The following is a 23,519-nucleotide window of genomic DNA, read 5'->3' as shown; positions in this document are numbered from 1 at the left end:
GCCCTTCAGTCCGTTCATATCCAGCCTTTCCGCCTGAAAATCAGTGCCAGCCCGGTGGAAATGCTCACCCCCAGACCCAGCACGATCCAAAAAATCCAGTCCGTCTTCTGAAACGGCAGGGTCGTATTTACGCCGTAGAGGGTCGCCAGCAGGCTCGGCACATAAAAGATCATGGCCAGCACCGTCACCACCTTCAGACCATGATTGATGTTGTTCTGCACCATGCCCGCGTAGGCGTCCATCATCGACGTACTGGTTCCGGCATAGACCCGCGCCCGCTCATGGGCTACCTGCAATTCCAGCAGGGCCGTGTCGATCTGCTGGGCGGCGGGCAGATCGTCGCGAATTTCCGGCAAACGGGAAATCTTGAAGGCCGTGGCGATATTGCCGACCAGCGCCACCTCAAAGCGGGTCAGACTTTTGCTGATCTCCAGCAGGGTGAAAAAGTCGCCATTGCTCTGGGTCCAGTCCAGTTGCTGCTCGTTGTCGTGGATGGCGGCATTGAGTTGATGCAGCGCGTCTTCGTAGCTCTGCGCCAGAATCTTGAGGATGGCGGCGAGGATTTCGACGCTTTCCGGCGGGCTGGAAAGATGCTCCATCTGCGCGAAAAAAGGCGATAATGGCGCCAAATCCCGGGCCAGCACCGTGGTAATCCGGTTCCCTTGCAGGATGATGCCCAGGGGCCGTTGTTCCCAGCTATCGGCATCCGCGTCATTACCTTTCACCGGGAATTGCAATGTAATGAAGACGCGCGCGCCATCGCGGCGCAGCCAGGAGCGCTCATCGGGATCGAGGATATCCTGGGCAAAGTCCCAGTCGTCCGCCGACTGCCCCGCCCGTTGCCAGTCCGCCGGAAGCGGCGCCGTGAGATGCTGCCAGCCGCCCGCCGCCGCTTCGGGCGCCGACGCCAGGGCATGCGAATCTGCTGGCAGGGACACATCCATGATGCTCTCCAGATCAGAAGCGGGCTATTTCGGCGCCGGTGCCCGGAGTCGGCGCTTATGGAGGGCGCCGCACGCCGTGCCCCTTGGACCGCAGGACGGAGCCTTTTATACTGGACTTTCCGTCATCCTGTAAAGGGAATACCGCCGTGAGCAGTGCGCAGCAGCCACCCGAAAGCAAAGCCTTTTTACCCCTCGCCATTGCCATCCTCACCGTTTCCGACAGCCGTACGCCAGCAACCGACAAGTCCGGTGACAAAATTGCCGAACTCGCCAGTCAGGCCGGACACCGGATCGCCGTCCGCCGGATCATCGCCGACGACGCCGAATGCCTGCGCGCGCAACTGCGTGACTGGATCGCCGACCCCGCCATCGACGTGATCATCGCCACCGGCGGTACCGGCGTCACCGGCCGCGATGTCACTCCCGAAGCCCTCGCCCCCCTCGTCAGCAAGCCCATCCCCGGCTTCGGCGAACTCTTCCGCATGCTCTCCTATCAGGAGATCGGCACCAGCACCATCCAGTCCCGTGCCGAAGCCGCCATCTGCGACGGCACCATCGTGTTCCTTCTTCCCGGTTCCACCGGTGGCGTCCGTCTCGGCATGGAGGCCATCATCATCCCGCAACTGGATATCCGGCACCGCCCCTGCAACCTCAGCGAACTGCTGCCGCGCATCCGCCACGAGCACTGAGGATCTGGCCATGATCGACGACGAAAAACGGACGCGCTGGGACGCCTGTTATGCGCAACACGCCCTGCTTCTCTCCGTCGCCATTCTCCTGGGCGGTTGCGCCACTCAACCGGCCGCAACAACCCGGACGCCGGTCCCGAAGCCGGGCACCGCCCACACCCGTCATGCGACATTGGACTGGGTTGGCACCTATGCGGGTGTGCTGCCCTGCGCAGACTGCCCCGGCGTGCGTGAGATCATCACGTTACATAAAGATCACACCTATGAAATCACCACCCAATATGTGGGTCGTGATGACCAGCTTTTTCGGCGCGGGAATGTGTTCTCCTGGGTCGATGGCAACACCATCCGGCTGGAGGGCGTGAGCGCCGGGCCGGCGCTCTACCGTGTCGGCGCAAACCGGCTCACCCAACTGGGTAGGGATGGCAAAGTGATCAGAGGCCCCCTCGCGGCGCGTTTTATCCTGAAAAAAATTGCCAAAACCCGGCGGGAGCGCGGATAATCCCGGCATGCAAAATCAATTTGATGTCATCGTCGTTGGCGGCGGTCACGCCGGGACGGAAGCGGCCGCCGCCGCCGCCCGTCTCGGCGTGCGCACACTCCTGCTCACCCAGAACCTCGACACCATCGGCCAGATGTCCTGCAATCCGGCCATCGGTGGTATCGGTAAGGGGCATCTGGTCAAAGAGGTCGACGCCCTCGGCGGCATCATGGCCCTCGCCATCGATCAGGCGGGTATCCAGTTCCGCACACTCAACGCCAGCAAGGGTCCGGCGGTACGCGCCACCCGCGCCCAGGCCGACCGTGGCCTTTACAAAGGCGCGGTGCGGCGCCTGCTCGAAGACCTCCCCGCCCTGCAACTGTTCCAGGGCATGGTCGGCGATCTGCTCATGGAGGGTGATGCGCTCGCGGGCGTCGTCCTCGAAACGGGATTGGTGCTGCGCGCACCCCAAGTCGTCCTCACCACGGGGACTTTCCTCGGGGGCCGGGTGCACATGGGTGACCAGAATTACGCCGCTGGCCGTGCCGGCGACCCGCCTTCCAACGCCCTCGCCCAGCGCCTGCGCGCGATGGCCTTTCCGGTGGCGCGCCTGAAGACCGGTACGCCGCCGCGCATCGACGGTCGCAGCATCGACTACAGCGTACTGGAGGCGCAGCCCGGCGACACTCCGCCGCCTGCCTTCTCCTTTATGACCCAGCGCATCGCGGTGCCTCAGCGCGCCTGCCATATTACCCATACCAACATTCGCACCCACGAGATCATCGCCGCGAATCTGCATCAGTCGGCCATGTATGGTGGCCACATTCAGTCGGTGGGCCCGCGTTACTGCCCGTCCATCGAAGATAAGGTCGTGCGCTTCGCCGCCAAGAATTCCCACCAGATCTTTCTGGAGCCGGAAGGCCTCGATACCCACGAAGTTTATCCCAACGGCATCTCCACCAGCCTGCCCTTTACCGTGCAGGTGGAACTGGTGCGCAGTATGCGCGGTCTGGAGAACGCCGTTCTCCTGCGTCCCGGTTATGCCATCGAGTACGACTACCTCGACCCTCGCGACCTCCATCTCAGCCTCGAAAGCCAGCGCCTGCCCGGTCTTTTCTGTGCGGGCCAGATCAACGGCACCACCGGCTACGAAGAGGCCGCGGCGCAGGGGCTGCTCGCCGGACTCAACGCCGCCCGCCGCGCCCGTGACCTCGCGGCGTGGACGCCCGGCCGCCATGAGGCTTATCTGGGGGTGATGGTGGATGACCTCGTCACCCGCGGTCTCGACGAGCCCTACCGCATGTTCACCAGCCGCGCCGAGTATCGCCTGCAACTGCGCGAAGACAACGCCGACCTGCGCCTGACCCCCCATGGCCGGGCGTTGGGGTTGGTAAATGACGCGCGCTGGACGACCTTCAGTACCAAGCAGGACATCGTGCAGGCGGAGCGCCGCCGCCTTGCAGGCCTGCGCATCCACCCCGGCAGCGTCAGCGCCGGGCGTATCGCGGCGAAGACGGAGCAGCCCCTCTCCCGCGATGTTAGCGCCTTCGAACTCCTCCGCCGCCCCGACTGGGATTACGTCAGCCTGCTCAACGCCCTCGAACTGCCTCTTTGTACGGATGCCCAGGCCCGGGAGCAACTGGAGATCGAATGCAAATACGCCGGCTACGTCGCCCGCCAGCACGATGAGATCACCCGCGCCGCGCGCTGGGAGGGCACGGATATCCCCGCCGACATGGACTACGCCGCGGTGCGCGGCCTCTCCGCCGAAGTGCTGCAGCGTCTCGCCCGCCAGCGGCCCCAGACCATTGGCCTGGCCAGCCGCATCCCTGGTGTCACCCCGGCGGCCATCTCTCTACTCCTGATCCACGTGAAACGTCGTGGTCTGCAGCAGGCCGGCTGATTCCGATGGCCAAGCCGGAGCGATCTCCGCAGGTGTTGCGCGCCCGTCTGGATGCCGGACTGGCGGCCCTCGGCCTCGACCATGTTGAGGCCGAGCAGCGTAATCTGCTGGTCCGCTATCTCGCTCTCCTGCAGCGCTGGAATGCGACCCACAATCTGACGGCGGTGCGCGATCCCCTGGAGATGGTGCCCCGCCATTTGCTGGACAGTCTGGCGGTGCTACCCTACCTGCCGGCGGGCGCGGTGGTGGATATCGGCAGCGGCGCCGGATTGCCCGGTATCCCCCTGGCCATTTGCCGCCCGGCGCAACCGTTTACTCTGGTTGAACCGGCGGCCAAGCGGGTAGCCTTCCTCCGCCATGCCGTCGCGGACCTCGGCCTGGCCAACGTGCAAGTCGCTCCACAGGGCAGCGAAGACTACCACCCCGATTCCCTCCCGCAAGTCATTGTCAGCCGCGCCACCGCGCCCCTTGTCCGTCTCGACGCCATGACCCGGCACTTGCAGGGTCCGCACACGCGGGTGCTCGCTCAGAAGGGTCCGGGTGTCGAGGCGGAGTTGGCCGCTTGGCCGCGTGCCGCGACCCTCCGCATCGCTCGTCAGGAACTCGCTGTTCCCGACCTGCCGCTCCGTCTGCTGCTTTCCTGGGAGGTGTCCGTAACCACGCCCTAGCCCCTTGCGCCGCTACGGGGTACTCTAAGGGCAACCACTGTCGAAGATGGAAGTCCATCCAGTCATCATGCGCACTGTCGCTATTGCCAATCAAAAGGGAGGGGTGGGTAAGACCACCACCGCCGTCAACCTGGCCGCCGGACTGGCCCAGGTGGGCAAACGCGTCCTCCTGATCGATCTCGATCCCCAGGCCAACGCCACTACCGGCCTTGGTCTCGGCGGCGGCGCGACGTCGACCATTTACCACGTCCTCCTCGGCGAATTGCCGCTGAGCGCGGTGCTGCTGAACGCATCTCCGGCGGGTCTCTCTCTCGCACCCTCCAGCCCCGATCTTGCCGGGGCGGAGGTTGAGCTTTATGGCCGCCCCAACCGTGAGCGGTATCTTAAAAATGCGCTGGCCCCAGTGAACGACTTCGAATACGTGCTGATCGACTGCCCGCCCGCGCTCAATATGCTGACCATTAACGCACTGGTCGCCGCAGGTAGCGTGCTGATTCCCATGCAGTGCGAATATTACGCCCTCGAAGGCCTGGCCCAGTTGCTCGGCACCGTGCGCCGGGTGCGTGCGCAACTCAATCCACACCTCGAAGTGCATGGCCTGCTGCGAACCATGTTCGACATGCGCAACCGCCTCTCCTCCGAAGTAGGGCTGGAGCTGGAGCGCCATTTCCCGGATAAACTCTATCGTACGGTGGTTCCCCGCAATATCCGCCTGGCCGAAGCCCCCAGTTTTGGCCGCGCCGCTTTGGAATATGATCCGGCCTGTGCCGGGTCGCAGGCCTATCAGGGTGTCGCCGCCGAGTTTTTACGTCGCGAGTGGGTGGAGTGAAGCGGGTCGGACTCGGGCGCGGACTGGACGCCCTCTTCGCCAGTGAAGGGAGCGCGGGCGGCGCTATGCGCGAAATTCCCGTTGATCTGCTGCAACGCGGCCGTTATCAGCCACGCGGTTTGATCAGCGAGGAGTCTCTGGAAGAGCTTGCCGCCTCCATCCGCAGTCAGGGGGTGGTGCAGCCCATCGTTATTCGGGCCATCGGCGGCGGTCGCTACGAAATCATTGCCGGCGAGCGCCGCTGGCGGGCCGCGCAGTTGGCTGGCCTCAGCCATATCCCCGCGGTGATCCGGGAGTGCAGTGACGAACAAGCCCTCGCCATCGGCATTATCGAAAATATCCAGCGCCAGGCCCTTAATCCCCTGGAAGAAGCCCAGGCCCTGCAACGCCTGCTCGACGAGTTTGGCCTCAGCCACGAAGCGCTGGCGGAATCTCTGGGTCGTTCCCGGGCCGCCATCAGTAATCAGTTGCGCCTGCTGCGCCTTTGTCCAGATCTCCATCCCCATGTCGAAAATGGCGCCCTCAGCGCGGGACACGCCCGTGCCCTGCTGACCTTGCCGGACGGGCGCCAGGTGCGGCTTGCGGAAAAAGTCGTCCGTGAGGCCCTGAGTGTGCGGGCCACCGAGCGACTGGTCCAGGCCGAGGGCCGGGCCAAAGCACCCAAGGCCGAGCCGGACCCCAATATCGCCGCGCTTTCTGCCCGGATTAGTGCGCGTCTGGGGCTGTCCGTCGAGCTGCGTGCGCAAGGGCGGGGCGGCGAGTTACGGATTCGCTGGGATGATCCGGAACAGGAGGCGGGGCTTTTTCAGCTCCTGGGCGTGTCGCTCGATGATGATGAAAGCTGATATTCCTCTCTTGACGGGCTGCACCAGCCTGTTTAGACTCTGCGCGTATTCGAGACCCGCCCATTGAAAGAACAAGAAAAACAAACGGGGATGGTGAATTTTTCGTCCTATGTTGGGCGAGTGACTGCAACAGTGTTGACGTTGGCCCTGCTGCTGGCCGCCATAGCGGCTTGGCGCTGGGGGCGAGAAGCCGCCTACGCAGTACTCTTTGCCGCATTTTTGAGCGTGATCAACATGCTCATTTTGGGTGGACGCCTTATCGCGCTCCCCGCCTCCACGCAACGCGCTGCACAGCGCTTGGGCGGAGCGGTGTTGCAGCGCTGGATTATCACCATCCTCGGACTGATTTTTGCGATATTCTGGTTGCACCTGCCGGTTGTCGGGCTGGTCGCCGGATTCTTGCTGACCCATTTCGTATTTTTGGCATTTCTGGTGCGGGAACGTTCCAGGCAAAGGAGTTAAGCGTGGCATCAGGCGATATCGCCCATCACCTCGTAAACTGGTCCATCGGCGAAGGCTTCTGGACCTTTAATCTCGACACCATCGTCATGGGTTGGGTCATGGCCGCCATTCTGGTCATCACCGCCATGGTGGTTGGCGCACGTTTGCAGGCCAGCGTCCCCAGCGGGATGCAGAATTGGCTGGAGGGCGTGGTCGATTTCATTGACGACCTGGTGCAAGGCAGTTTCCCTGTTAAGGATCCTTTGATCGCGCCCGTCGCGATAACGGTTTTTCTCTGGATTCTGTTGATGAACAGCCTGGATGTTATCCCCGCCTACCTACCCGGTATGATCGCGCACTGGTTTGGGATCACGGAGTTCCGCATCACCCCGACCGTCAATCTGAATACGACGCTGGGCGTGGCCATCGCGATCTTCCTGCTGATGGTGGCGACCAATCTGCGCGTCAAGGGGTTCTCCTACTTCAAGACCTATCTGACCCATCCCTTCGGTATCTGGCTGGCGCCGGTGAACATCATCATGTCGCTGATTGAAGAGATCACCAAGCCGTTGAGCCTTGGTCTGCGACTTTTCGGCAACATGTTCGCCGGTGAGCTGGTCTTCCTGCTGCTGGCCATGCTGCCCTGGTGGGGCGAGCTGGTTATGGGCGAAGTCTGGTCCTTGTTCGAAAGTTTGATCATCATCCTGCAGGCGTTCATTTTCACCGTGCTGACCGTGGTTTACCTCGGCATGGCGAACATGCAGGATCATTAACAAGTTTATTATTCCACTTTGCGACACTTGTAAGGAGTTATCATGGACGCACATACCATCATCGTTGCTGCTACTGCCATTGCCGTAGGTATCATTTTTGGCGCCGCTGGTCTGGGTTCCGCCATTGGCTGGGGTCTGATCACCTCAAAGACCATTGAAGGCATCACCCGCCAGCCGGAAATGCGCCCGCAGTTGCTGGTGAATACCTTCATCTTTGCCGGTTTGATGGAGTCTTTCCCCTTCATTATTCTGGCCTTCGGCTTCTGGTTCCTCTTCGCCAACCCGTTCCTGGTGGGTTGATGCTGGACTGGCTGAGCCGGCCCACTTGCAAGTGAGGTAGTCATGAATCCGGTAGGTATTAATGGAACACTGATCATTCAGTTGATCACCTTCGTCATCCTGGTGGCGTTGTTGTACAAGTATATGTACGGTCCTCTGCGCAGGGTCATGGACGATCGTCGTGCGAAAATTGCCGATGGCTTGGCAGCGGCGGAACGCGGTAAGGAAGAAATGGCCCTGGCGCAAAAGCGGGCGACAGAACTGCTCCGTGAAGCCAAGGAAAAGGCGGTGGAAATTATCGCCAACGCCGAGCGTCGTGGTGTGGAACTGCGCGAAGAGGCCCAGAGTAAGGCGCGGGAGGAGGCCGATCGCATCATCGCCGGTGCGCGCGCTGAAATCGACGTCGAAACCAACCGGGTGCGTGAAGTGTTGCGCGGTCAGGTGGTGGACCTGGTGGTCGATGGCACCCAGCGCATCTTGCATCGGGAAATCGACGATAAGACGCATCGCGACATCATCGACCGTATGGTCGGCCAATTGTGAGGAGACTCCCATGGCCGATCTGATCACGGTGGCGCGCCCCTACGCCGAGGCGCTTTATGGTTTGGCGAAAGAGAGCGGCCAGGAACAGGCTTGGGCGGATGCTCTGCAGGTGCTTGCCGCGATGATCGCGGATGCGCAGGCGCAGGCTTTTCTGAGTGATCCCGAGCGTGCCGACGCCGAAAAAGTGGCGCTGCTCAGTGCGGCGCCAGTGAAGGTGGATAGCAAGGCTTGGGAGGCATTCCTGGCCCTGTTGATCCACCATGATCGGTGGCCCGCGACGGCCGAGATCGGCACGCTTTTCGGTGAAGCCCTGCGGCACGCAGAGGGCATTGTCGACGTTCTGGTCACCAGCGCCGTCGCCCTGGATGCCAATCAGAAGACGACCGTGCAATCGGCGCTGGAGCGCCGTTTTGCCGGTCGCCAGGTCGCGTTCCGGGAATCGGTGGACGCCGCTTTGATTGGTGGCCTAGTTATTCATACGGGTGATCTCACCATAGATGCCTCCGTGCGTGGACAAGTGCAGCAACTTGCCCGAACCCTTCGCAGCTAAGTCTTGAGGAAATAGTATGCAACAACTGAATCCATCGGAAATCAGTGAACTGATCCGCGCACGGATCGCCGGCTTCGAAGGCCGTGTCGAAACGCGCTCGCAGGGCACTATCATCAGCTTGAGTGACGGTATTCTTCGTATTCACGGTCTGGAAGACGTGATGTATGGTGAAATGCTGGAGCTCCCCGGCGGCCGCTTCGCGCTGGCCATGAACCTGGAACAGGATAACGTCGGCGCGGTAGTGCTCGGCGAGTTCTCCGGCCTCGAAGAGGGCGGCGTCGTCAAGTGTACGGGCAGGGTCATGCAGGTTCCCATCGGCAAGGCGCTGCTGGGTCGCGTGGTGAACGCCCTGGGCCAGCCTATCGACGGTAAAGGCCCCATCGAAACTGAGGAATACGACGTTCTCGAAAAAATCGCGCCCGGCGTGGTCGAACGGCAAAGCGTTGATGAGCCCATGCAGACGGGTATCAAGGCGATTGACGCCATGGTGCCAATCGGCCGTGGTCAGCGTGAGTTGATCATTGGCGACCGTCAGACCGGCAAGACCGCGGTCGCCGTCGATGCCATCATCAATCAGAAAGGCAAGGATGTGCAGTGCATCTATGTCGCCGTCGGTCAGAAGGCTTCGACCGTCGCTGGCGTGGTGCGCAAGCTCGAGGAGCACGGCGCGATGGAGTACACCACGGTGATCGCCGCCAACGCTTCGGAGTCCGCCGCCATGCAGTATCTGGCGCCTTACGCTGGCTGCACCATGGGCGAATACTTCCGCGACCGCGGTATGAATGCCCTGATCGTGTATGACGATCTTACCAAGCAAGCCTGGGCCTATCGCCAGATCTCCTTGTTGCTCCGCCGGCCGCCTGGCCGTGAAGCCTATCCGGGTGATGTGTTCTACCTGCACTCCCGTTTGCTGGAGCGCGCGGCGCGCGTCAACACCGATTTCGTCGAGAAATTCACCAACGGTGCAGTGAAGGGCAAAACCGGTTCTTTGACCGCTCTGCCCATCATCGAAACCCAGGCGGGTGATGTCTCGGCCTTCGTGCCCACCAACGTGATTTCCATCACCGATGGCCAGATCTATCTGGAAACCGACCTCTTTAACTCCGGTATCCGTCCGGCTATCAATGCCGGTTTATCGGTATCGCGGGTGGGTGGCGCGGCGCAGACCAAGATCATCAAGAAGCTGGGCGGCGGCATTCGTCTGGATCTCGCGCAGTATCGCGAACTGGCGGCCTTCGCGCAGTTTGCTTCGGATCTGGATGAAATCACCCGCAAGCAGATCGAGCGCGGCAAGCGTGTCACCGAATTGCTGAAGCAGGACCAGTTCTCGCCCATGTCGGTGGCCGAACAGTCGGTGGCGCTCTTCGCCGCCAGCAGTGGTGCGCTGGATGATGTCGAAGTGGCCCATGTGCGGCCTTTCGAAAAGGCACTCCTGGCTTACCTGCACAGCAATGACAAGGACTTGATGGCCGGGCTTGAAGAGAAAAAAGAGCTGACGGACGACTTCAAGAAGCGGCTCGACGCGGCGATCAAGCAGTTCAAGTCCAGTTCGACGTACTAGGAGAGCAGCATGGCCAATGCCAAGGAAATCCGCGGACAGATCAAGAGCGTTAAAAACACGCGCAAGATCACCCGCGCCATGGAGATGGTGGCTGCGAGCAAGATGCGGCGCGCGCAGGAGCGGATGCGCGCCGCCCGTCCCTATGCGGAGAAAATTCGTGAGGTATTGGGACATCTGGCGCAGGCGCATCCCGAGTACGAACATCCGTTGATGCAGGTGCGTCCCATCAAAAAGGCGGGCTTTATCGTGGTGACCACGGATCGTGGTCTCTGTGGCGCGCTCAATGTGAACGTGCTGCGCAATGTCGTTCACAAGATGCACGACCTCCACGAGCAGGGCATCAGTTCTGATCTCGCGGTCATGGGTAACAAGGGGCTGGGCTTCCTGCGGCGCCACGGCGCCCATCTGGTCGCGGAGCTCAACGGCTTGGGTGACAAACCGCATCTGGCCGATATGATCGGACCCATCCGGGCGATGGCGGACGCTTACGCTAGGGGTGAGGTCGACGTGGTGTACCTGGTCTCCTCCCGCTTCGTGAATACGATGTTGCAGCGGGCTACGGTCGAACAGTTGCTGCCGGTCGAAAAGCCTGAAGTACTCGCGGAGCCACGCGCGGAGATGTGGGATTACATCTACGAGCCCGAAGCCCGTCCGGTATTGGATCGCTTGTTGCAGCGCTATGTGGAATCAGTGGTGTATCAGGCGGTCATCGAGCATCTGGCCTGTGAGCAGAGCGCGCGTATGGTTGCCATGAAAAACGCCTCGGATAACGCCAAGCGCATGGTGGGCGACCTGCAGTTGGCCTACAACAAGGCGCGCCAGGCAGCCATTACTCAGGAAATCGCAGAGATCAGCGCCGGTGCGGCGGCGGTCTGACGATTGTGCACAGCATTTTTGGAATTTTTGAGGGTTAAATCATGAGCGAAGCGGTTGCTAAAGAAAACGCCGTCGGCCATATCGTCCAGGTGATCGGGCCGGTGATCGACGTGGCCTTTCCTCGCGGGCAGGTCCCGGAGATTATGGAGGCTATCGTGGTCAGCGACAAAAACCTGACCATCGAAGTGCAGGCCCAGTTGGGTGACGGCGTGGCGCGCGGTATTGCCATGGGTCCCAGCGAAGGCCTGAAGCGCGGTCTGGCCGTGAAACGTACCGGTGCGCCCATCAGCGTGCCGGTGGGTCACGGCACGTTGGGCCGCATCATGGACGTCCTCGGTGACCCCGTGGATGGCAAAGGTCCGGTACAGGCGGAGGAGCGCAAGGCCATACATCGTCCGGCACCGGCATTTGACGAGTTGGCGGCGAGCACCGAAGTGCTGGAAACCGGCATCAAGGTCATCGATCTGGTCTGTCCTTTCGCCAAGGGCGGTAAGGTCGGCCTCTTCGGTGGCGCGGGTGTGGGCAAGACGGTGCTCATGATGGAGCTGATCCGCAACATCGCTATCGAGCACACCGGTTACTCGGTGTTCGCCGGCGTCGGTGAGCGCACCCGTGAAGGCAACGACTTCTACCATGAAATGACCGATTCCGGCGTGTTGGACAAGGTCGCGCTGGTTTACGGGCAGATGAACGAGCCGCCCGGCAACCGTTTGCGCGCCGGCCTGACCGGCCTGACCATGGCGGAGCATTTCCGTGATGAGGGCCGCGACATTCTGATGTTTATCGATAACATCTTCCGCTACACCCTGGCCGGTACCGAAGTGTCGGCGCTGCTTGGGCGTATGCCTTCCGCCGTGGGATATCAGCCGACGCTGGCCGAAGAAATGGGCAGGTTGCAGGAGCGTATCACCTCGACCAAGGTGGGCTCCATTACCTCTGTGCAGGCCGTTTACGTGCCTGCGGACGACCTCACCGATCCGTCTCCGGCGACGACCTTTGCCCACCTGGACGCCACGGTGGTGCTGTCGCGGCAAATCGCGGAGCTGGGTATCTACCCCGCCCTTGATCCACTCGACTCCTTCAGCCGTCAGCTCGACCCGGCGATTGTCGGTCAGGAGCACTACGATGTGGCCCGTTCCTGCCAGAAGACGCTGCAGCGCTATAAGGAATTGCAGGATATCATCGCCATTCTCGGTATGGACGAGCTGTCGGAGGACGACAAGCTGCTGGTCTCCCGGGCGCGCAAAATCCAGCGCTTCCTGTCGCAGCCCTTCTTCGTCGCGGAAGTGTTCACCGGCAGCCCCGGTACCTATGCCTCATTGAAGGAGACGATCCGCGGCTTCAAGGCGATCGTGGCCGGTGAGTACGATCATCTGCCCGAGCAGGCCTTCTACATGGTAGGTACCATCGACGAAGCCCTTGCCAAGGCCCAGAAGCTGCAGCAAGGCTAAGCCATGGCGATGACCATAGATGTGCAGGTCGTCAGTGCCGAGGGCAGCATCTACTCGGGGGTCGCCGATATGGTGGTGGCCCCCGGCGAGATGGGCGAACTCGGCATTCTGCCGCGCCACGCACCGCTGCTGACCGGGCTGCGTCCTGGTGAGTTGCGGATTATACATGGTGCGGAGACGGAGTATCTCTTCGTCAACGGCGGCGTGCTGGAAATTCAACCGCACCTGGTGACGGTGCTGGCCGACTCGGCGGAGCGCGCGACGGACATCGATGAGGCCAAGGCCATGGCGGCCAAGCAGGCTGCTGAAGCCCGGATGGCCGGCCAGGCGGATCGGATGGAGTACGCGGCGGCTCAGGCGGAATTGCTTGAGCAGATCGCGCGTCTGAAGACGGTGCAACGTTTGCGGGAACAGGGACTGCTGCGCTAACGCTCCGGCGAGATCGCATGCTGGTTCAGACGTATCATACAGACCCCAGTCGCCATCAGGCCGCTGGGGTTTATTTATGGTAAGGCAGTTGGGCCGGAATGTTGGCGGATTTTGCGGAGGTGAATAGCGCTATGTTGACGGATATCGTAATACTCGCCGCCGGGCAGGGGACGCGTATGCGCTCCGGCCTGCCCAAGGTGTTGCAAGCGCTCGGGGGCAAACCAATGCTCGCCCACGTGCTGGCTACAGCGGCGCAGTTGTCGCCACGGCGTATCCATGTAGTGACCGGTTTCGGCGGCGATGCCGTGCAGGCCGCCTTCCCTGACGCGCAAGTGATCTGGTGGACCCAGGCGCAGCAGCTCGGCACCGGCGATGCGTTGAAATCCGCATTACCCGGCCTCGCGGGAGCGGAACGGGTATTGGTGCTGTACGGCGATGTGCCGCTCTTGACGGCCGCGACACTGCGCGAGTTTCTCCAGCAAACTCCGGCATCAGCACTTGGGCTGACGACCGCATCGCTCAGCGCACCCCATGGTTACGGGCGGATTCTCCGCGATGCGGACGGCCAGGTGCAGGGTATCCGTGAGCACAAGGACTGTCAGCCGGACGAAAGGGTCATCCGCGAAGTAAATCTTGGGATGATGATATTGCCGGTGGCGCCTCTGCAGGGCTGGTTGCAAGGACTGTCTGCACGCAATGCCCAGGGCGAGATGTACCTGACGGACGTGGTGTTGGCAGCACGGGCGGATGGCTACGCCGTCTGGCCCTTTACGCTGGCGGATGCGACCGAAGCCCTGGGGGTGAATGACCCCATGCAGTTGGCGGATCTGGAGCGCGTGTTTCAGCGGCAGCAACTGCGTGCTCTGCAAATGCGGGGATTACGGGTGGCGGATCCGGCGCGGATAGACATCCGTGGTGAGGTCACCTGCGGCCAGGACTGCTGGGTGGATCCCAACGTCTTGTTTGTTGGCGAGGTGCATCTGGGTGATCGCGTACGCGTGGGTAGCGGTGCGATTTTGCAGGATGCACGGATTGGCGACGACGTGGAGATTTTGCCCTACAGTCTCATCGAAGGTGCGCGAATTGCCGCCGGGGCGCGGATTGGACCTTTTGCGCGGATTCGCCCCGGAACGGAGATTGGCGAAGCCGCGCATATCGGTAACTATGTCGAGGTAAAGGCCTCAAAAATTGGTGCCGGCAGCAAAGCCAATCACCTGAGCTATATCGGCGATGCGGAGATCGGTACTGGAGTGAATGTGGGCGCGGGCACGATTACCTGCAATTATGACGGTGCCAACAAGCACCGTACCATTATCGGCAATGATGTGTTCATCGGTTCGGATAGTCAGTTGGTGGCGCCGGTGAACGTTGGCGATGGCGCCACCATCGGTGCGGGCAGCACCATCACCAAAGAGGTTCCAGCGGGTGGTTTGACGCTGAGCCGCAGTCCGCAGCGTACTATTCCGTATTGGCAGCGGCCACGGCGTGAGAAAAAGTAGCGCCAGGTAGTATCGGCATCGTCTTCGCTTACAGGGGAGCAGAATTATGTGCGGGATTGTCGGTGGAGTGAGCCAAACAGATTTGGTCCCCATGATTTTGGAGGGGCTGCGGCGTTTGGAGTATCGCGGCTATGATTCGGCCGGCTTGGCGATCCTGGAAGAGGGGAGACAAGGCGCGGATTTGCTGCGGGTGCGCAGCGTGGGGCGCGTCGCCGAACTGGCTGCCGCCGTTGCCGAGCGTGGCTTGCAGGGTCAGGTGGGCATTGGCCACACGCGCTGGGCCACCCATGGCGGCGTCGCCGAATGCAACGCACATCCCATGATCTCCCATGAGCAGGTCGCTGTGGTCCATAACGGCATTATCGAGAACTTTCATGTCTTGCGCGCGGTTCTGGAAGCGGCGGGGTACACCTTCACCTCCGAGACCGATACGGAGGTCATCGCGCATCTGGTACACCATTATCGGCGGAGCGCGCCAGACCTGTTCACGGCGACCCGCTTGGCGGTGGGTGATCTGCGCGGCGCTTACGCCATCGCGGTGATCTCAAGCAGCGATCCGGAGAGCGTGTGCGTGGCACGGATGGGCTGCCCGCTGCTGCTGGGCATTGCCGATGACGGGCATTACTTCGCCTCGGATGTGGCGGCCCTGCTGCCGGTGACTCGGCGTGTGCTGTATCTGGAAGATGGCGATGTGGCCTTACTGCAGCGGGAGACCTTGCGGATTACGGATCAGGCCGGAGTGCCACGGCAGCGTGAAGAACATTGGAGTCAGCTCAGTGCGGCGGCTGTAGATCTGGGACCTTATCGCCATTTCATGCAGAAAGAAATCCACGAGCAACCCCGCGCCTTGGCCGACACCCTGGAGGGCGCGCTGAACAGCCAGCTCGATCTGGTGGATCTCTGGGGCGCGGACGCCGCGGACGTTTTCCGGGATGTGGATAGCGTACTGTTCCTGGCTTCCGGCACCAGTCACTACGCGACACTGGTGGGGCGCCAATGGCTGGAAAGCATTGCCGGGATTCCGGCGCAGGCCGAACTGGGGCACGAATATCGTTACCGGGATTCCATTCCGAACCCGCGCCAGTTGGTGGTGACTCTCTCGCAATCCGGCGAAACGCTGGATACTTTCGAGGCCCTGCGTCGTGCCAAGGATCTCGGCCATACCCGCACGCTGGCCATCTGCAATGTCGCGGAGAGCGCCATTCCGCGGGCGTCGGCGCTGCGCTTCCTGACCCGGGCCGGTCCCGAGATCGGCGTGGCCTCGACCAAGGCGTTCACCACCCAGTTGGCGGCACTTTATCTGCTGGCCCTGTCCCTGGCCAAGGCGCAGGGGTGTCTGCACGATGCGCAGCAGGCTGATCATCTGGATGCTTTGCGGCAATTGCCGGGCAGTGTCCAGCACGCCCTGAATCTGGAGCCGCAGATTCAGGGCTGGGCGGCGCGCTTTGCCAGCAAGGATCATGCACTTTTTCTGGGGCGTGGCCTGCACTACCCCATCGCGCTGGAAGGGGCGCTCAAGCTTAAGGAAATCTCCTATATCCATGCCGAGGCTTATCCCGCGGGCGAGTTGAAGCATGGCCCCCTGGCCCTGGTGGACCGCGACATGCCGGTGGTGGTGATCGCGCCCAATGACCGTCTCCTCGAAAAGCTGGCGGCCAACATGCAGGAAGTCCACGCCCGTGGCGGTGAGCTTTATGTATTCGCTGATTCGGACAGCCACTTTAACGCCAGCGAGGGCGTGCATGTGCTGCGTCTGCCGCGTCATGCCGGTTTGCTCTCCCCCATCGTCCACGCTATCCCGGTGCAGTTGCTGGCCTATCACGCGGCCTTGGTGAAGGGTACCGATGTGGACCGGCCGCGTAACCTCGCGAAGAGCGTGACGGTGGAGTGATGGGGCATCCATCGGCGCGAAATTTTGTTAACGGACAAAAAAGTATCATCCCGGACAAAATAGTTTCATCCTGAACAAAAAAGTATCATCCCCGACAAAAAAGTATCATCCTATATTTTCAGCTTTAGAGTGAAGGTGTATGCTGACTCACAGATCATCGGGTTGGGGATACCTGCTATGGCTCGTCGGCGTTACGCGTTTGATGAAGGCAAAATCGCGCGCTTCCAGAAAGAAGGGCGAGGGCGAGGCCGCGGTACAAGCTACAAGCCGTGGCTGACCATACAGGATGTGGCCTCCCATGGCCGCTCACATCGAATTGCCGGAATCAAGACCGGCCGAGTACACCACTTCCTCTCCGACATTGAGCGGGATGCTTTTTACCAGTTTGACTGGGCGGATACCGTTACGGACATCCGCGAGCAGTATCCCCTCGACCGTGAATACACCCGCCGTATTGCCGCGGATCTCGATATAAAGCATCCGCGAGACGCCGCTACGGAAATAGTCATGACTACAGATTTTTTGGTCGATATCGCTTATGAAGGGAAGCTGAGGCAGTTGGCCCGTGCCGTCAAGCCCGCCAGCGAACTCGAAAAACCTCGCGTCATCGATAAGTTGGAAATCGAACGGCGCTATTGGGTACAGCAGGGCGTGGACTGGGGAATCATCACTGAGCGAGACATCCCCGAAGCAATAGTCACCAACATTGCATGGCTGCATCCCTATATTACCCTTGACCAATTGACTGCGCCTTACGAAGGTTACTACCAAGAAAAGGCACGTTTGCTGTTGCGGGCACTCCCGTCCCATCCCGCAACCACCTTGAGGCAATTCTGCCTGGCTATGGACCAGAAACTTGCTATGCATGTGGGCGACAGTCTCCTGCTTATCCGTCACCTCTTGGCACGGAAGGCGATTTCCTGTCCCATGGATACGGCTATTACGGACGCCTGGCCATTGCGTCAATTTCAGGTGCCCACGGATGAATCCAGGAGGGCCAGCGGATGAAGGATTTGTCTGTGAATCTTTTGCTGGAGTTTCCGGAGGAACACCGAGTTGAGCGTGTGCTCTGGATTGATCCGGGAATGCGGGGCCTATATGCCATCGACATTCGCGATGCCAATGCCCTGCCAGAATTCTACCAAGCGGAAGAAATAGAGAAGATGCGCGACGCCGGCGAGTGGCGTGTGGTTGAGAATGACCCATGGCTACTCGCACTGGCGGATGAAAACATATCAGAGATCTACCGGGACAAACGCGATTCCGCTTGGGAGACGATTCGTCCGCTGATTTTTGATCAACCGGCCATTTTCGATGCCATTGCCCGTAGCGAAGCGGTTAAAAGGAGCATGGAAGAATCTGGAGTAACCAAGCAAACGATTTACCGTTTTCTGCGCCGGTATTGGCAGCGCGGCATGACACCCAACGCTCTGCTCCCTGATTATGCGCGGTGTGGTGGGCGGGGCAAAGACAAATCCGTTTCTGAAAAAAAACGCGGTCGCATTCCTGATCGAGATGGTCTGGGGGTCAACGTGACGTCAGAGATGCGGCAGCTATTTCGCGCCGTTGCCACAAAGAAGTTCATCACCAATAGTCAGTTGGATTTTCGGGGTGCCTACGACGAGCTGATCGCCGATAATTTTTGCGAACGCGTCATCAACGAACACACCGGTCAGCAGGAACTGGTTCCGCAAAAAGATATTCCCAGCTTGCGGCAATTCCGCTACTGGTATGAGAAGGATAACGACGTCTTCCGTCTGGATCGTATACGCCGCACCCCCAGAGTATATGACAAGGATATGCGGGCAATCCTGGGATCCTCCACGGCCGAAACCGTTGGCCCGGCATCGCGTTATCAGATTGATGCCACCATCGCGGACGTATACCTGGTTTCCAGATACGACCGCACCATGATCGTGGGGCGACCCGTACTCTATATCGTGATAGACATCTTCAGCAGAATGATTACGGGCGTATACGTGGGCCTGGAAGGTCCGTCCTGGGTCAGCGCGATGATGGCGCTGACGAACGCCGTAACGTCAAAAGTGGCCTATTGCCGTCAGTTCGGTGTTGATATTCAGGACGCGGATTGGCCGTGTCAGGCCATGCCCGACGTATTGCTGGGCGATAAGGGAGAAATTGCGGGCAAGACCATAGAGACGCTCATCAAGAATTATCAGGTGCACGTCGAGAATGCCGCACCGTACCGTGCGGACTGGAAAGGCATCGTGGAACAGCGGTTTCGTTTGCTTCCCGCGCGTTTCAAGGCCTTTACGCCGGGCTTTGTTGCTCCGGATTACCAAGAGCGCGGCGCCAGGGACTACCGGCTCGACGCGACTCTCGATATAGACCAGTTCACCCGCATCATTCTCTACTGCATCCTGTATTACAACAATCAGCACCCGCTCAGTGAATATGAAAAGTCACCGGATATGATCGCCGACCGGGTGCCGGCAATTCCTTGCGAGTTGTGGGAGTGGGGTGTTGCCCATCGTAGTGGCAGCTTACGCGCATTCGCGCCGGAAAAAGTCCAGTTGAGCTTGATGCCGAGCGACGATGCGACCGTCACCGCTACAGGAATCCGCTATGCGACCTGCTTTTACACCTGTGAAAAAGCGATGGAAGAGCACTGGTTCGAACGCGCACGCCAAAAGGGACGCTGGAAAGTTCGAATCTCCTATGATCCTCGCCACATGGACGAGATTCATCTGCACGAAGACGTCAAGCGCGGGAAATTTATCCCCTGCACGCTCACGGAGAAAAGCCGTCATCATAGGGGTCGAATGCTATGGGAAATTCTTCAGGTAAATGGCGAAGAGAGGCGAAGCCAAAGGACTCATGAGCCGCAAGCCCTTCGTAGCCGCATCAACTTGAATGAAAAAATTAAGGGGATCGTGAATGAGGCGGAAGCCATGCGATCGGAAGCACCTCCACCCTCTGGCGGCGCGCGTCAGCAGACAGGAAACATCCGCGAAAATCGTAGCAAGGAGAGTCAGGAAAACAGAAAGCGGGAGGCTTTCAGGATGCTTCCTCCCAGTGAGGAAGCGCCGGGAACTGCGGCAGTGCTGCCTTTTCCCAAAACAAAAGAGGCCGACGATTATCGTCTCCCCGGGATAGCGGATATTATGCGCGGGCAACGGGAGGATCAGGGTGATGACGACCACGGCGGATGAGGACCTCACGTTGCCCGAATATCGGGATAACCCCTTTATCGCGAAATTGCCGCCTCCCATGTCAACGCATGACGCCTTGCTGGCCATGGCGGCTCCACCCGCCTTCAACGCGGCGGAGCGCGATTATCCCGCGCATCTGCGCGCCCATTGCATCTCGCGGCTTAAAGGCTATTTTGAGCCGCTGGAAACCCACCTCAGCCTGGAAGCAAAATTTGGCCTTCTGATCCGTCAAGGTTATCTGTGCCGCAACCCCACCACGGCTGACTATACCCGCCGCGTCCGGGAAGGCGCTACCCGGGTATTTGAAAAGGATCTCATGGCCGGCGGACGTTCTGTCCGGTCAACCGCGAGCAGTTTTGCGCTGATTGGATGTTCCGGCATTGGCAAAAGCTACGGCATGGCCAGAATATTGGAGTTATATCCGCAAAAAATTCACCATGCCGAGCCCCGCAGTCTCGACCAGGTGGTTTGGCTCAAGCTGGATAGTCCGCACAAGGGGTCGCCCAAGCAGCTTTGCATCAACTTCTTTCGGAGCATGGATGACTTGTTGGGCACGCGTTATAGCGCGCAATTTGGGAGTAGCCGGCGATCTGTCGATGAGATGATGGTGCATATGGCGCATGTCGCGAACCTGCACGCATTGGGTGTGCTGATTGTCGATGAAATCCAGCACATTCGGGAAGCGCCAGGTACTGGGGCCGAAGCGCTGTTGAACTTCCTCGTGACTCTGGTGAACACGATTGGTATCCCGGTGATCCTCATCGGCACGATGGGCGCGCTGCCCCTGTTGCAGGGAGACTTCCGGCAGGCACGTCGCGCGAGCGGTCTGGGGAGTCTGGTTTGGGAGCGCATGGAGAACGAGCCGACCTGGAATTACTTTGTCGAGCGAATGTGGACCTACCAGTGGACGCGGGAGATATCGCCGCTCACCGACGAAGTCCGTAAGGTGTTATATGAAGAGAGTCAGGGGATTGTGGACGTGTTGATCAACCTCTTCATGATGGCGCAACTGCGTGCCATTCAGCTCGGGGTTCTGAACCGTCGCCCTGAACGTATCGACGCTGGTCTGCTGCGGCAGGTGGCTAGTGAGCACATGCGGCTTATCGCGCCCATGATCAATGCGTTGAAACGTGGGGATCGCGAGGCGATCGCACAATATGATGATATCCGCCCCATGCAGGACCAGGTTCTGCAGGTGTTCAGCGACGCGCTGAGTTGCATGCCAGGGCAACCTGTCCTCGCCACCCGCTCTCCGGTGGCTTCGGCCACGACCGGAAAGGCGGCAAGCACGAATCTGGATGTGCGCGGCATCCTTCTGCCTATCTTGGCGCAGCTCGGGTTGGCTGGGGACATCGCGGAAATCCTGGTGGCGGAAGCCGAAGCAGAGCATCCGGGCCTGTCCGCGCTAGATCTCGTGGGCATTATTACGGCTAAATTACGTGATCGCGCACCTGCCAATTCCTCTAAGAAACCGCGCAAGTCGACTACAATCGCTACTAAAACCGCGAAAACACCCCTTCCCGTGGATGCGCAGGACCTCCGGACGATCATCTCGGCCAAAAAAGAGGGCGTATCCGCTTACGACGCATTGCTTGCGGCGGGCGCCGTTAAACCGCCGATGGCCGATCTCGCGAGCTGAAAAAGCCGCCCGTGTTGGCCTATTTCCCGGAAATTTATCCCGACGAACTGTTATACAGCGCGCTTGCGCGTTATCATCGCCACGTTTGTTCCAGAAGCCCGAAACACACCCTGTATGATCTCTTTGGTGAAACCGGGGTGCGGGCGACGGCGGGCTTGCAAAGCCATGTGGCGGCGTTGAGCCAAAGAATACCGGCCGATCGCGGACTCGGTCCGGAAAGGCTGACCAAGGATTTTACCCTCTACCGTTATTACACGGCATTCGAGCCGAAGTCAGTGGGACAATCCGTACTGGCGTCATTAGTGGACGGGCCGGCGGATGCCGTGCATGTGCGTCTGGGTATTGCGGCGAGCGCGATTTCGGCTCCGGCATACTTACGGTATTGTCCCATCTGCCTTGGCGAGATGTTGAGCCGCTATGGAGAAGGATATTGGAGGCGCAGCCATCAACTCCCCGGCGTTCTGGTTTGTCCGGATCATGGCGCGGCCCTGGCGGACAGTGCGGCCTCTCAAGGTGCCAGTAACCAGCACGAATTCATCGCCGCAGATCAAAAGAACTGTTCGCCGGTGGCGGCACTCCCTTCTTGGGCGAGTAGCCCGCGCCAAGTGACGCTGTTGCAAGAGATCGCCAAGCGGAGCGCGGCGTTGCTCGATCATCCGCCAGTGCGCTCCCGCTTTCGTGATTGGGGTGCGTATTATCGGAGCGCAGTGATTGATCGCGGCTTCGGCAAAGGCAAGGAGAATGTCGCTCAGAACCTTCTCAGGGAAGCAATTTTAAGCCTGTTTGAACCAATAATCGACCTTATCCCCGGTGGTCTCGGCGGCGATTGGCCTACGGCCATGGTACGGAAACACAGAAAGGCATTTCATCCGTTGCGGCATGTTCTATTCCAGATTTTTTTGGACAAACGGTCGCCGCAGCGGCGGCCGGCACCCCCCTTCGGCAAGGGACCGTGGCCCTGCTTCAATCGTCTGGCAGACCACTATGGGCAGAATGTGATCCACGAGATCGTTGTTCGCCATGATCAGGATCGGGTGATTGGTCGATTTTCCTGCGCCTGCGGATTTGTGTACGGTCGAGAGGTGGGATCAAGGAGTTCGCCGCGCATTTTGGACTTTGGCCCCCTACTGGATGATCAAATCCGGCAGAAAGTGGCGGAGGGCCTGGGACTCAGGGCGGTAGCCGGATATCTTGCCATTGATCCGGGGACGGTGAGGTTGCACGCCTCCCGACTCGGGTTGAATGTGCCCTGGAAGCCCTTAGCCGCACGACATTCCCGAACATTGGTGCCAGACCGGGATGCCATAAGAACACGGTGGTTGGACGTGCAGCAGAATTACGCTGATTTGTCACGTCGGCGACTGGCGCTCCTGCTACCCAAAGAACACGCATGGTTGTACCGCCATGACAGGGAGTGGCTGGAGCAACATTCACCAACGGCACTGCACAAGAAATGGTCTGATCAGCGTGTGGACTGGGAGACATTGGATCGTAGCATGGCGATCCAACTGCGTAAGGTCGCGCGGGAAATCACTCGGGAGGTTCCGCCGCAACGCGTTACCCAGGCGGCTTTGGAGCGCAAGTTGGGGCGACCGCGTTGGATGTCAAAACGGCAGACAAAGCTGCCTAAAAGTATCGGCGTGCTTGGCGAGGTCACGGAGACTATTGATGCGTTTCGTCTGCGCCGCATTGCTTGGGCTGTCTCGGAATTGGATCGCCAGGCGTTGCCTGTGCGATCGTGGCGGGTACGCCGCTTAGCGGGGCTGCCTTCGATAGCTTCACCGAGCGTAGAAACCGCCTTGGCTGCATTGGAAATAATGGCTGGATCCTCTGAGGTATAAATTGATCAGAATAGACGTATTACGCAAAGTGCCTGAAGATTTGACGCTACACTGGCTGGTTGGAGTCGAACAAGACGATAAAAAGGGGTGGCGGGTACGTATAGTCACCTGCGGCGTGTCGTCAGGCAAATTTGCCATGTGGAGCGTACCTATTGGGCTGTTCCCGGTGCTGGCACTCGGTTAGGATCCATTAGTAAATAACTTGCACTTTTTA

Annotated in this window: 22 protein-coding genes; 21 read left to right on the top strand and 1 reads right to left on the bottom strand. The window is 60.1% G+C overall.

All coding sequences use genetic code 11. The features are described 5' to 3' along the window. Positions 1–14: 14 nt before the first annotated feature. Positions 15–944, bottom strand: a complete 930-nt coding sequence (locus tag PJU76_RS13215; RefSeq protein ID WP_271779887.1) for a magnesium transporter CorA family protein — start codon at positions 942–944, stop codon at positions 15–17. Between the two features lie 83 nt (positions 945–1,027). Here PJU76_RS13215 and moaB point away from each other — a divergent pair, with 83 nt between their 5' ends. The 21 genes from moaB to PJU76_RS13110 all read left to right on the top strand — a co-directional run bounded on the left by moaB (position 1,028) and on the right by PJU76_RS13110 (position 23,305). Continuing rightward, complete coding sequence (moaB, locus tag PJU76_RS13210) at positions 1,028–1,633, top strand: molybdenum cofactor biosynthesis protein B (protein ID WP_271779886.1); 606 nt, start codon at positions 1,028–1,030, stop codon at positions 1,631–1,633. Between the two features lie 10 nt (positions 1,634–1,643). Next, complete coding sequence (locus tag PJU76_RS13205) at positions 1,644–2,135, top strand: copper resistance protein NlpE (RefSeq protein WP_271779885.1); 492 nt, start codon at positions 1,644–1,646, stop codon at positions 2,133–2,135. A 7-nt stretch (positions 2,136–2,142) separates the two neighbouring features. Then, positions 2,143–4,017 carry a tRNA uridine-5-carboxymethylaminomethyl(34) synthesis enzyme MnmG gene (mnmG, locus tag PJU76_RS13200; RefSeq protein ID WP_271779884.1) on the top strand — a complete coding sequence of 625 codons (1,875 nt, stop codon included), beginning with the start codon at positions 2,143–2,145 and terminating at the stop codon, positions 4,015–4,017. 5 nt (positions 4,018–4,022) lie between these two features. Continuing rightward, the gene (gene rsmG / locus PJU76_RS13195) at positions 4,023–4,685 is read left to right on the top strand and encodes a 16S rRNA (guanine(527)-N(7))-methyltransferase RsmG (RefSeq protein ID WP_271779883.1); all 663 of its coding nucleotides are present in this window, start codon (positions 4,023–4,025) and stop codon (positions 4,683–4,685) included. A gap of 67 nt (positions 4,686–4,752) precedes the next feature. Next, entirely contained in the window at positions 4,753–5,514 is a 762-nt protein-coding gene (locus PJU76_RS13190; protein WP_271779882.1) for a ParA family protein, read from the top strand. After that, positions 5,511–6,359, top strand: coding sequence for a ParB/RepB/Spo0J family partition protein (locus PJU76_RS13185; RefSeq protein ID WP_271779881.1), 849 nt, complete (start codon positions 5,511–5,513; stop codon positions 6,357–6,359). Before PJU76_RS13190 ends, PJU76_RS13185 begins: the two co-directional genes overlap by 4 nt. Before the next feature lie 63 nt (positions 6,360–6,422). After that, entirely contained in the window at positions 6,423–6,821 is a 399-nt protein-coding gene (locus PJU76_RS13180; protein ID WP_226817545.1) for a hypothetical protein, read from the top strand. Between the two features lie 2 nt (positions 6,822–6,823). After that, entirely contained in the window at positions 6,824–7,573 is a 750-nt protein-coding gene (gene atpB / locus PJU76_RS13175) for a F0F1 ATP synthase subunit A (RefSeq protein ID WP_271779880.1), read from the top strand. A gap of 42 nt (positions 7,574–7,615) precedes the next feature. Beyond that, on the top strand, positions 7,616–7,873 hold the full coding sequence (gene atpE / locus PJU76_RS13170; protein WP_064219381.1) for a F0F1 ATP synthase subunit C: 258 nt from the start codon (positions 7,616–7,618) through the stop codon (positions 7,871–7,873). Between the two features lie 42 nt (positions 7,874–7,915). Beyond that, positions 7,916–8,395, top strand: coding sequence for a F0F1 ATP synthase subunit B (gene atpF / locus PJU76_RS13165; RefSeq protein WP_271779879.1), 480 nt, complete (start codon positions 7,916–7,918; stop codon positions 8,393–8,395). Positions 8,396–8,405: 10 nt separating this feature from the next. Next, entirely contained in the window at positions 8,406–8,945 is a 540-nt protein-coding gene (locus tag PJU76_RS13160) for a F0F1 ATP synthase subunit delta (protein ID WP_271779878.1), read from the top strand. A gap of 16 nt (positions 8,946–8,961) precedes the next feature. Beyond that, a complete protein-coding gene (gene atpA / locus PJU76_RS13155) occupies positions 8,962–10,506 on the top strand; it encodes a F0F1 ATP synthase subunit alpha (protein WP_215849589.1) in 1,545 nt (514 codons plus the stop codon). Between the two features lie 9 nt (positions 10,507–10,515). Continuing rightward, positions 10,516–11,382: a F0F1 ATP synthase subunit gamma gene (gene atpG, locus PJU76_RS13150; protein ID WP_064219377.1), complete on the top strand. Its 867-nt coding sequence runs from the start codon at positions 10,516–10,518 to the stop codon at positions 11,380–11,382. A gap of 41 nt (positions 11,383–11,423) precedes the next feature. Next, complete coding sequence (gene atpD / locus PJU76_RS13145; RefSeq protein WP_271779877.1) at positions 11,424–12,833, top strand: F0F1 ATP synthase subunit beta; 1,410 nt, start codon at positions 11,424–11,426, stop codon at positions 12,831–12,833. 3 nt (positions 12,834–12,836) lie between these two features. Next, positions 12,837–13,262 (top strand): F0F1 ATP synthase subunit epsilon, encoded by a 426-nt coding sequence (locus PJU76_RS13140; RefSeq protein WP_064219375.1) that lies wholly within the window; start codon positions 12,837–12,839, stop codon positions 13,260–13,262. Positions 13,263–13,393: 131 nt separating this feature from the next. Then, on the top strand, positions 13,394–14,761 hold the full coding sequence (glmU, locus tag PJU76_RS13135) for a bifunctional UDP-N-acetylglucosamine diphosphorylase/glucosamine-1-phosphate N-acetyltransferase GlmU (RefSeq protein WP_271779876.1): 1,368 nt from the start codon (positions 13,394–13,396) through the stop codon (positions 14,759–14,761). A gap of 46 nt (positions 14,762–14,807) precedes the next feature. Next, a complete protein-coding gene (gene glmS, locus PJU76_RS13130; RefSeq protein WP_271779875.1) occupies positions 14,808–16,652 on the top strand; it encodes a glutamine--fructose-6-phosphate transaminase (isomerizing) in 1,845 nt (614 codons plus the stop codon). A gap of 177 nt (positions 16,653–16,829) precedes the next feature. After that, positions 16,830–17,660 (top strand): TnsA endonuclease C-terminal domain-containing protein, encoded by an 831-nt coding sequence (locus PJU76_RS13125; RefSeq protein WP_271779874.1) that lies wholly within the window; start codon positions 16,830–16,832, stop codon positions 17,658–17,660. Then, positions 17,657–19,825 carry a Mu transposase C-terminal domain-containing protein gene (locus PJU76_RS13120; RefSeq protein WP_271779873.1) on the top strand — a complete coding sequence of 723 codons (2,169 nt, stop codon included), beginning with the start codon at positions 17,657–17,659 and terminating at the stop codon, positions 19,823–19,825. The genes PJU76_RS13125 and PJU76_RS13120 overlap by 4 nt, the downstream gene beginning before the upstream one ends. Beyond that, entirely contained in the window at positions 19,806–21,464 is a 1,659-nt protein-coding gene (locus tag PJU76_RS13115) for an ATP-binding protein (RefSeq protein WP_271779872.1), read from the top strand. The genes PJU76_RS13120 and PJU76_RS13115 overlap by 20 nt, the downstream gene beginning before the upstream one ends. Before the next feature lie 11 nt (positions 21,465–21,475). Further along, on the top strand, positions 21,476–23,305 hold the full coding sequence (locus PJU76_RS13110) for a TnsD family transposase (protein WP_271779871.1): 1,830 nt from the start codon (positions 21,476–21,478) through the stop codon (positions 23,303–23,305). Positions 23,306–23,519: the final 214 nt, after the last annotated feature.

Source organism: Acidithiobacillus ferriphilus, assembly GCF_028215975.1.
Lineage (GTDB): Bacteria > Pseudomonadota > Gammaproteobacteria > Acidithiobacillales > Acidithiobacillaceae > Acidithiobacillus > Acidithiobacillus ferriphilus.
Note: the sequence above shows the minus strand (reverse complement) of the source record. Positions and strands in the feature narration are given on the sequence as shown.

Coding starts and splice junctions, on each gene's coding strand:
- PJU76_RS13215 (WP_271779887.1), bottom strand. CDS start 944: ATGGATGTGTCCCTGCCAGCAGATTCGCATGCCCTGGCGTCGGCGCCC.
- PJU76_RS13205 (WP_271779885.1), top strand. CDS start 1,644: ATGATCGACGACGAAAAACGGACGCGCTGGGACGCCTGTTATGCGCAA.
- mnmG (WP_271779884.1), top strand. CDS start 2,143: ATGCAAAATCAATTTGATGTCATCGTCGTTGGCGGCGGTCACGCCGGG.
- rsmG (WP_271779883.1), top strand. CDS start 4,023: ATGGCCAAGCCGGAGCGATCTCCGCAGGTGTTGCGCGCCCGTCTGGAT.
- PJU76_RS13190 (WP_271779882.1), top strand. CDS start 4,753: ATGCGCACTGTCGCTATTGCCAATCAAAAGGGAGGGGTGGGTAAGACC.
- atpE (WP_064219381.1), top strand. CDS start 7,616: ATGGACGCACATACCATCATCGTTGCTGCTACTGCCATTGCCGTAGGT.
- atpF (WP_271779879.1), top strand. CDS start 7,916: ATGAATCCGGTAGGTATTAATGGAACACTGATCATTCAGTTGATCACC.
- PJU76_RS13160 (WP_271779878.1), top strand. CDS start 8,406: ATGGCCGATCTGATCACGGTGGCGCGCCCCTACGCCGAGGCGCTTTAT.
- atpA (WP_215849589.1), top strand. CDS start 8,962: ATGCAACAACTGAATCCATCGGAAATCAGTGAACTGATCCGCGCACGG.
- atpG (WP_064219377.1), top strand. CDS start 10,516: ATGGCCAATGCCAAGGAAATCCGCGGACAGATCAAGAGCGTTAAAAAC.
- atpD (WP_271779877.1), top strand. CDS start 11,424: ATGAGCGAAGCGGTTGCTAAAGAAAACGCCGTCGGCCATATCGTCCAG.
- PJU76_RS13140 (WP_064219375.1), top strand. CDS start 12,837: ATGGCGATGACCATAGATGTGCAGGTCGTCAGTGCCGAGGGCAGCATC.
- glmU (WP_271779876.1), top strand. CDS start 13,394: ATGTTGACGGATATCGTAATACTCGCCGCCGGGCAGGGGACGCGTATG.
- glmS (WP_271779875.1), top strand. CDS start 14,808: ATGTGCGGGATTGTCGGTGGAGTGAGCCAAACAGATTTGGTCCCCATG.
- PJU76_RS13125 (WP_271779874.1), top strand. CDS start 16,830: ATGGCTCGTCGGCGTTACGCGTTTGATGAAGGCAAAATCGCGCGCTTC.
- PJU76_RS13120 (WP_271779873.1), top strand. CDS start 17,657: ATGAAGGATTTGTCTGTGAATCTTTTGCTGGAGTTTCCGGAGGAACAC.
- PJU76_RS13115 (WP_271779872.1), top strand. CDS start 19,806: ATGACGACCACGGCGGATGAGGACCTCACGTTGCCCGAATATCGGGAT.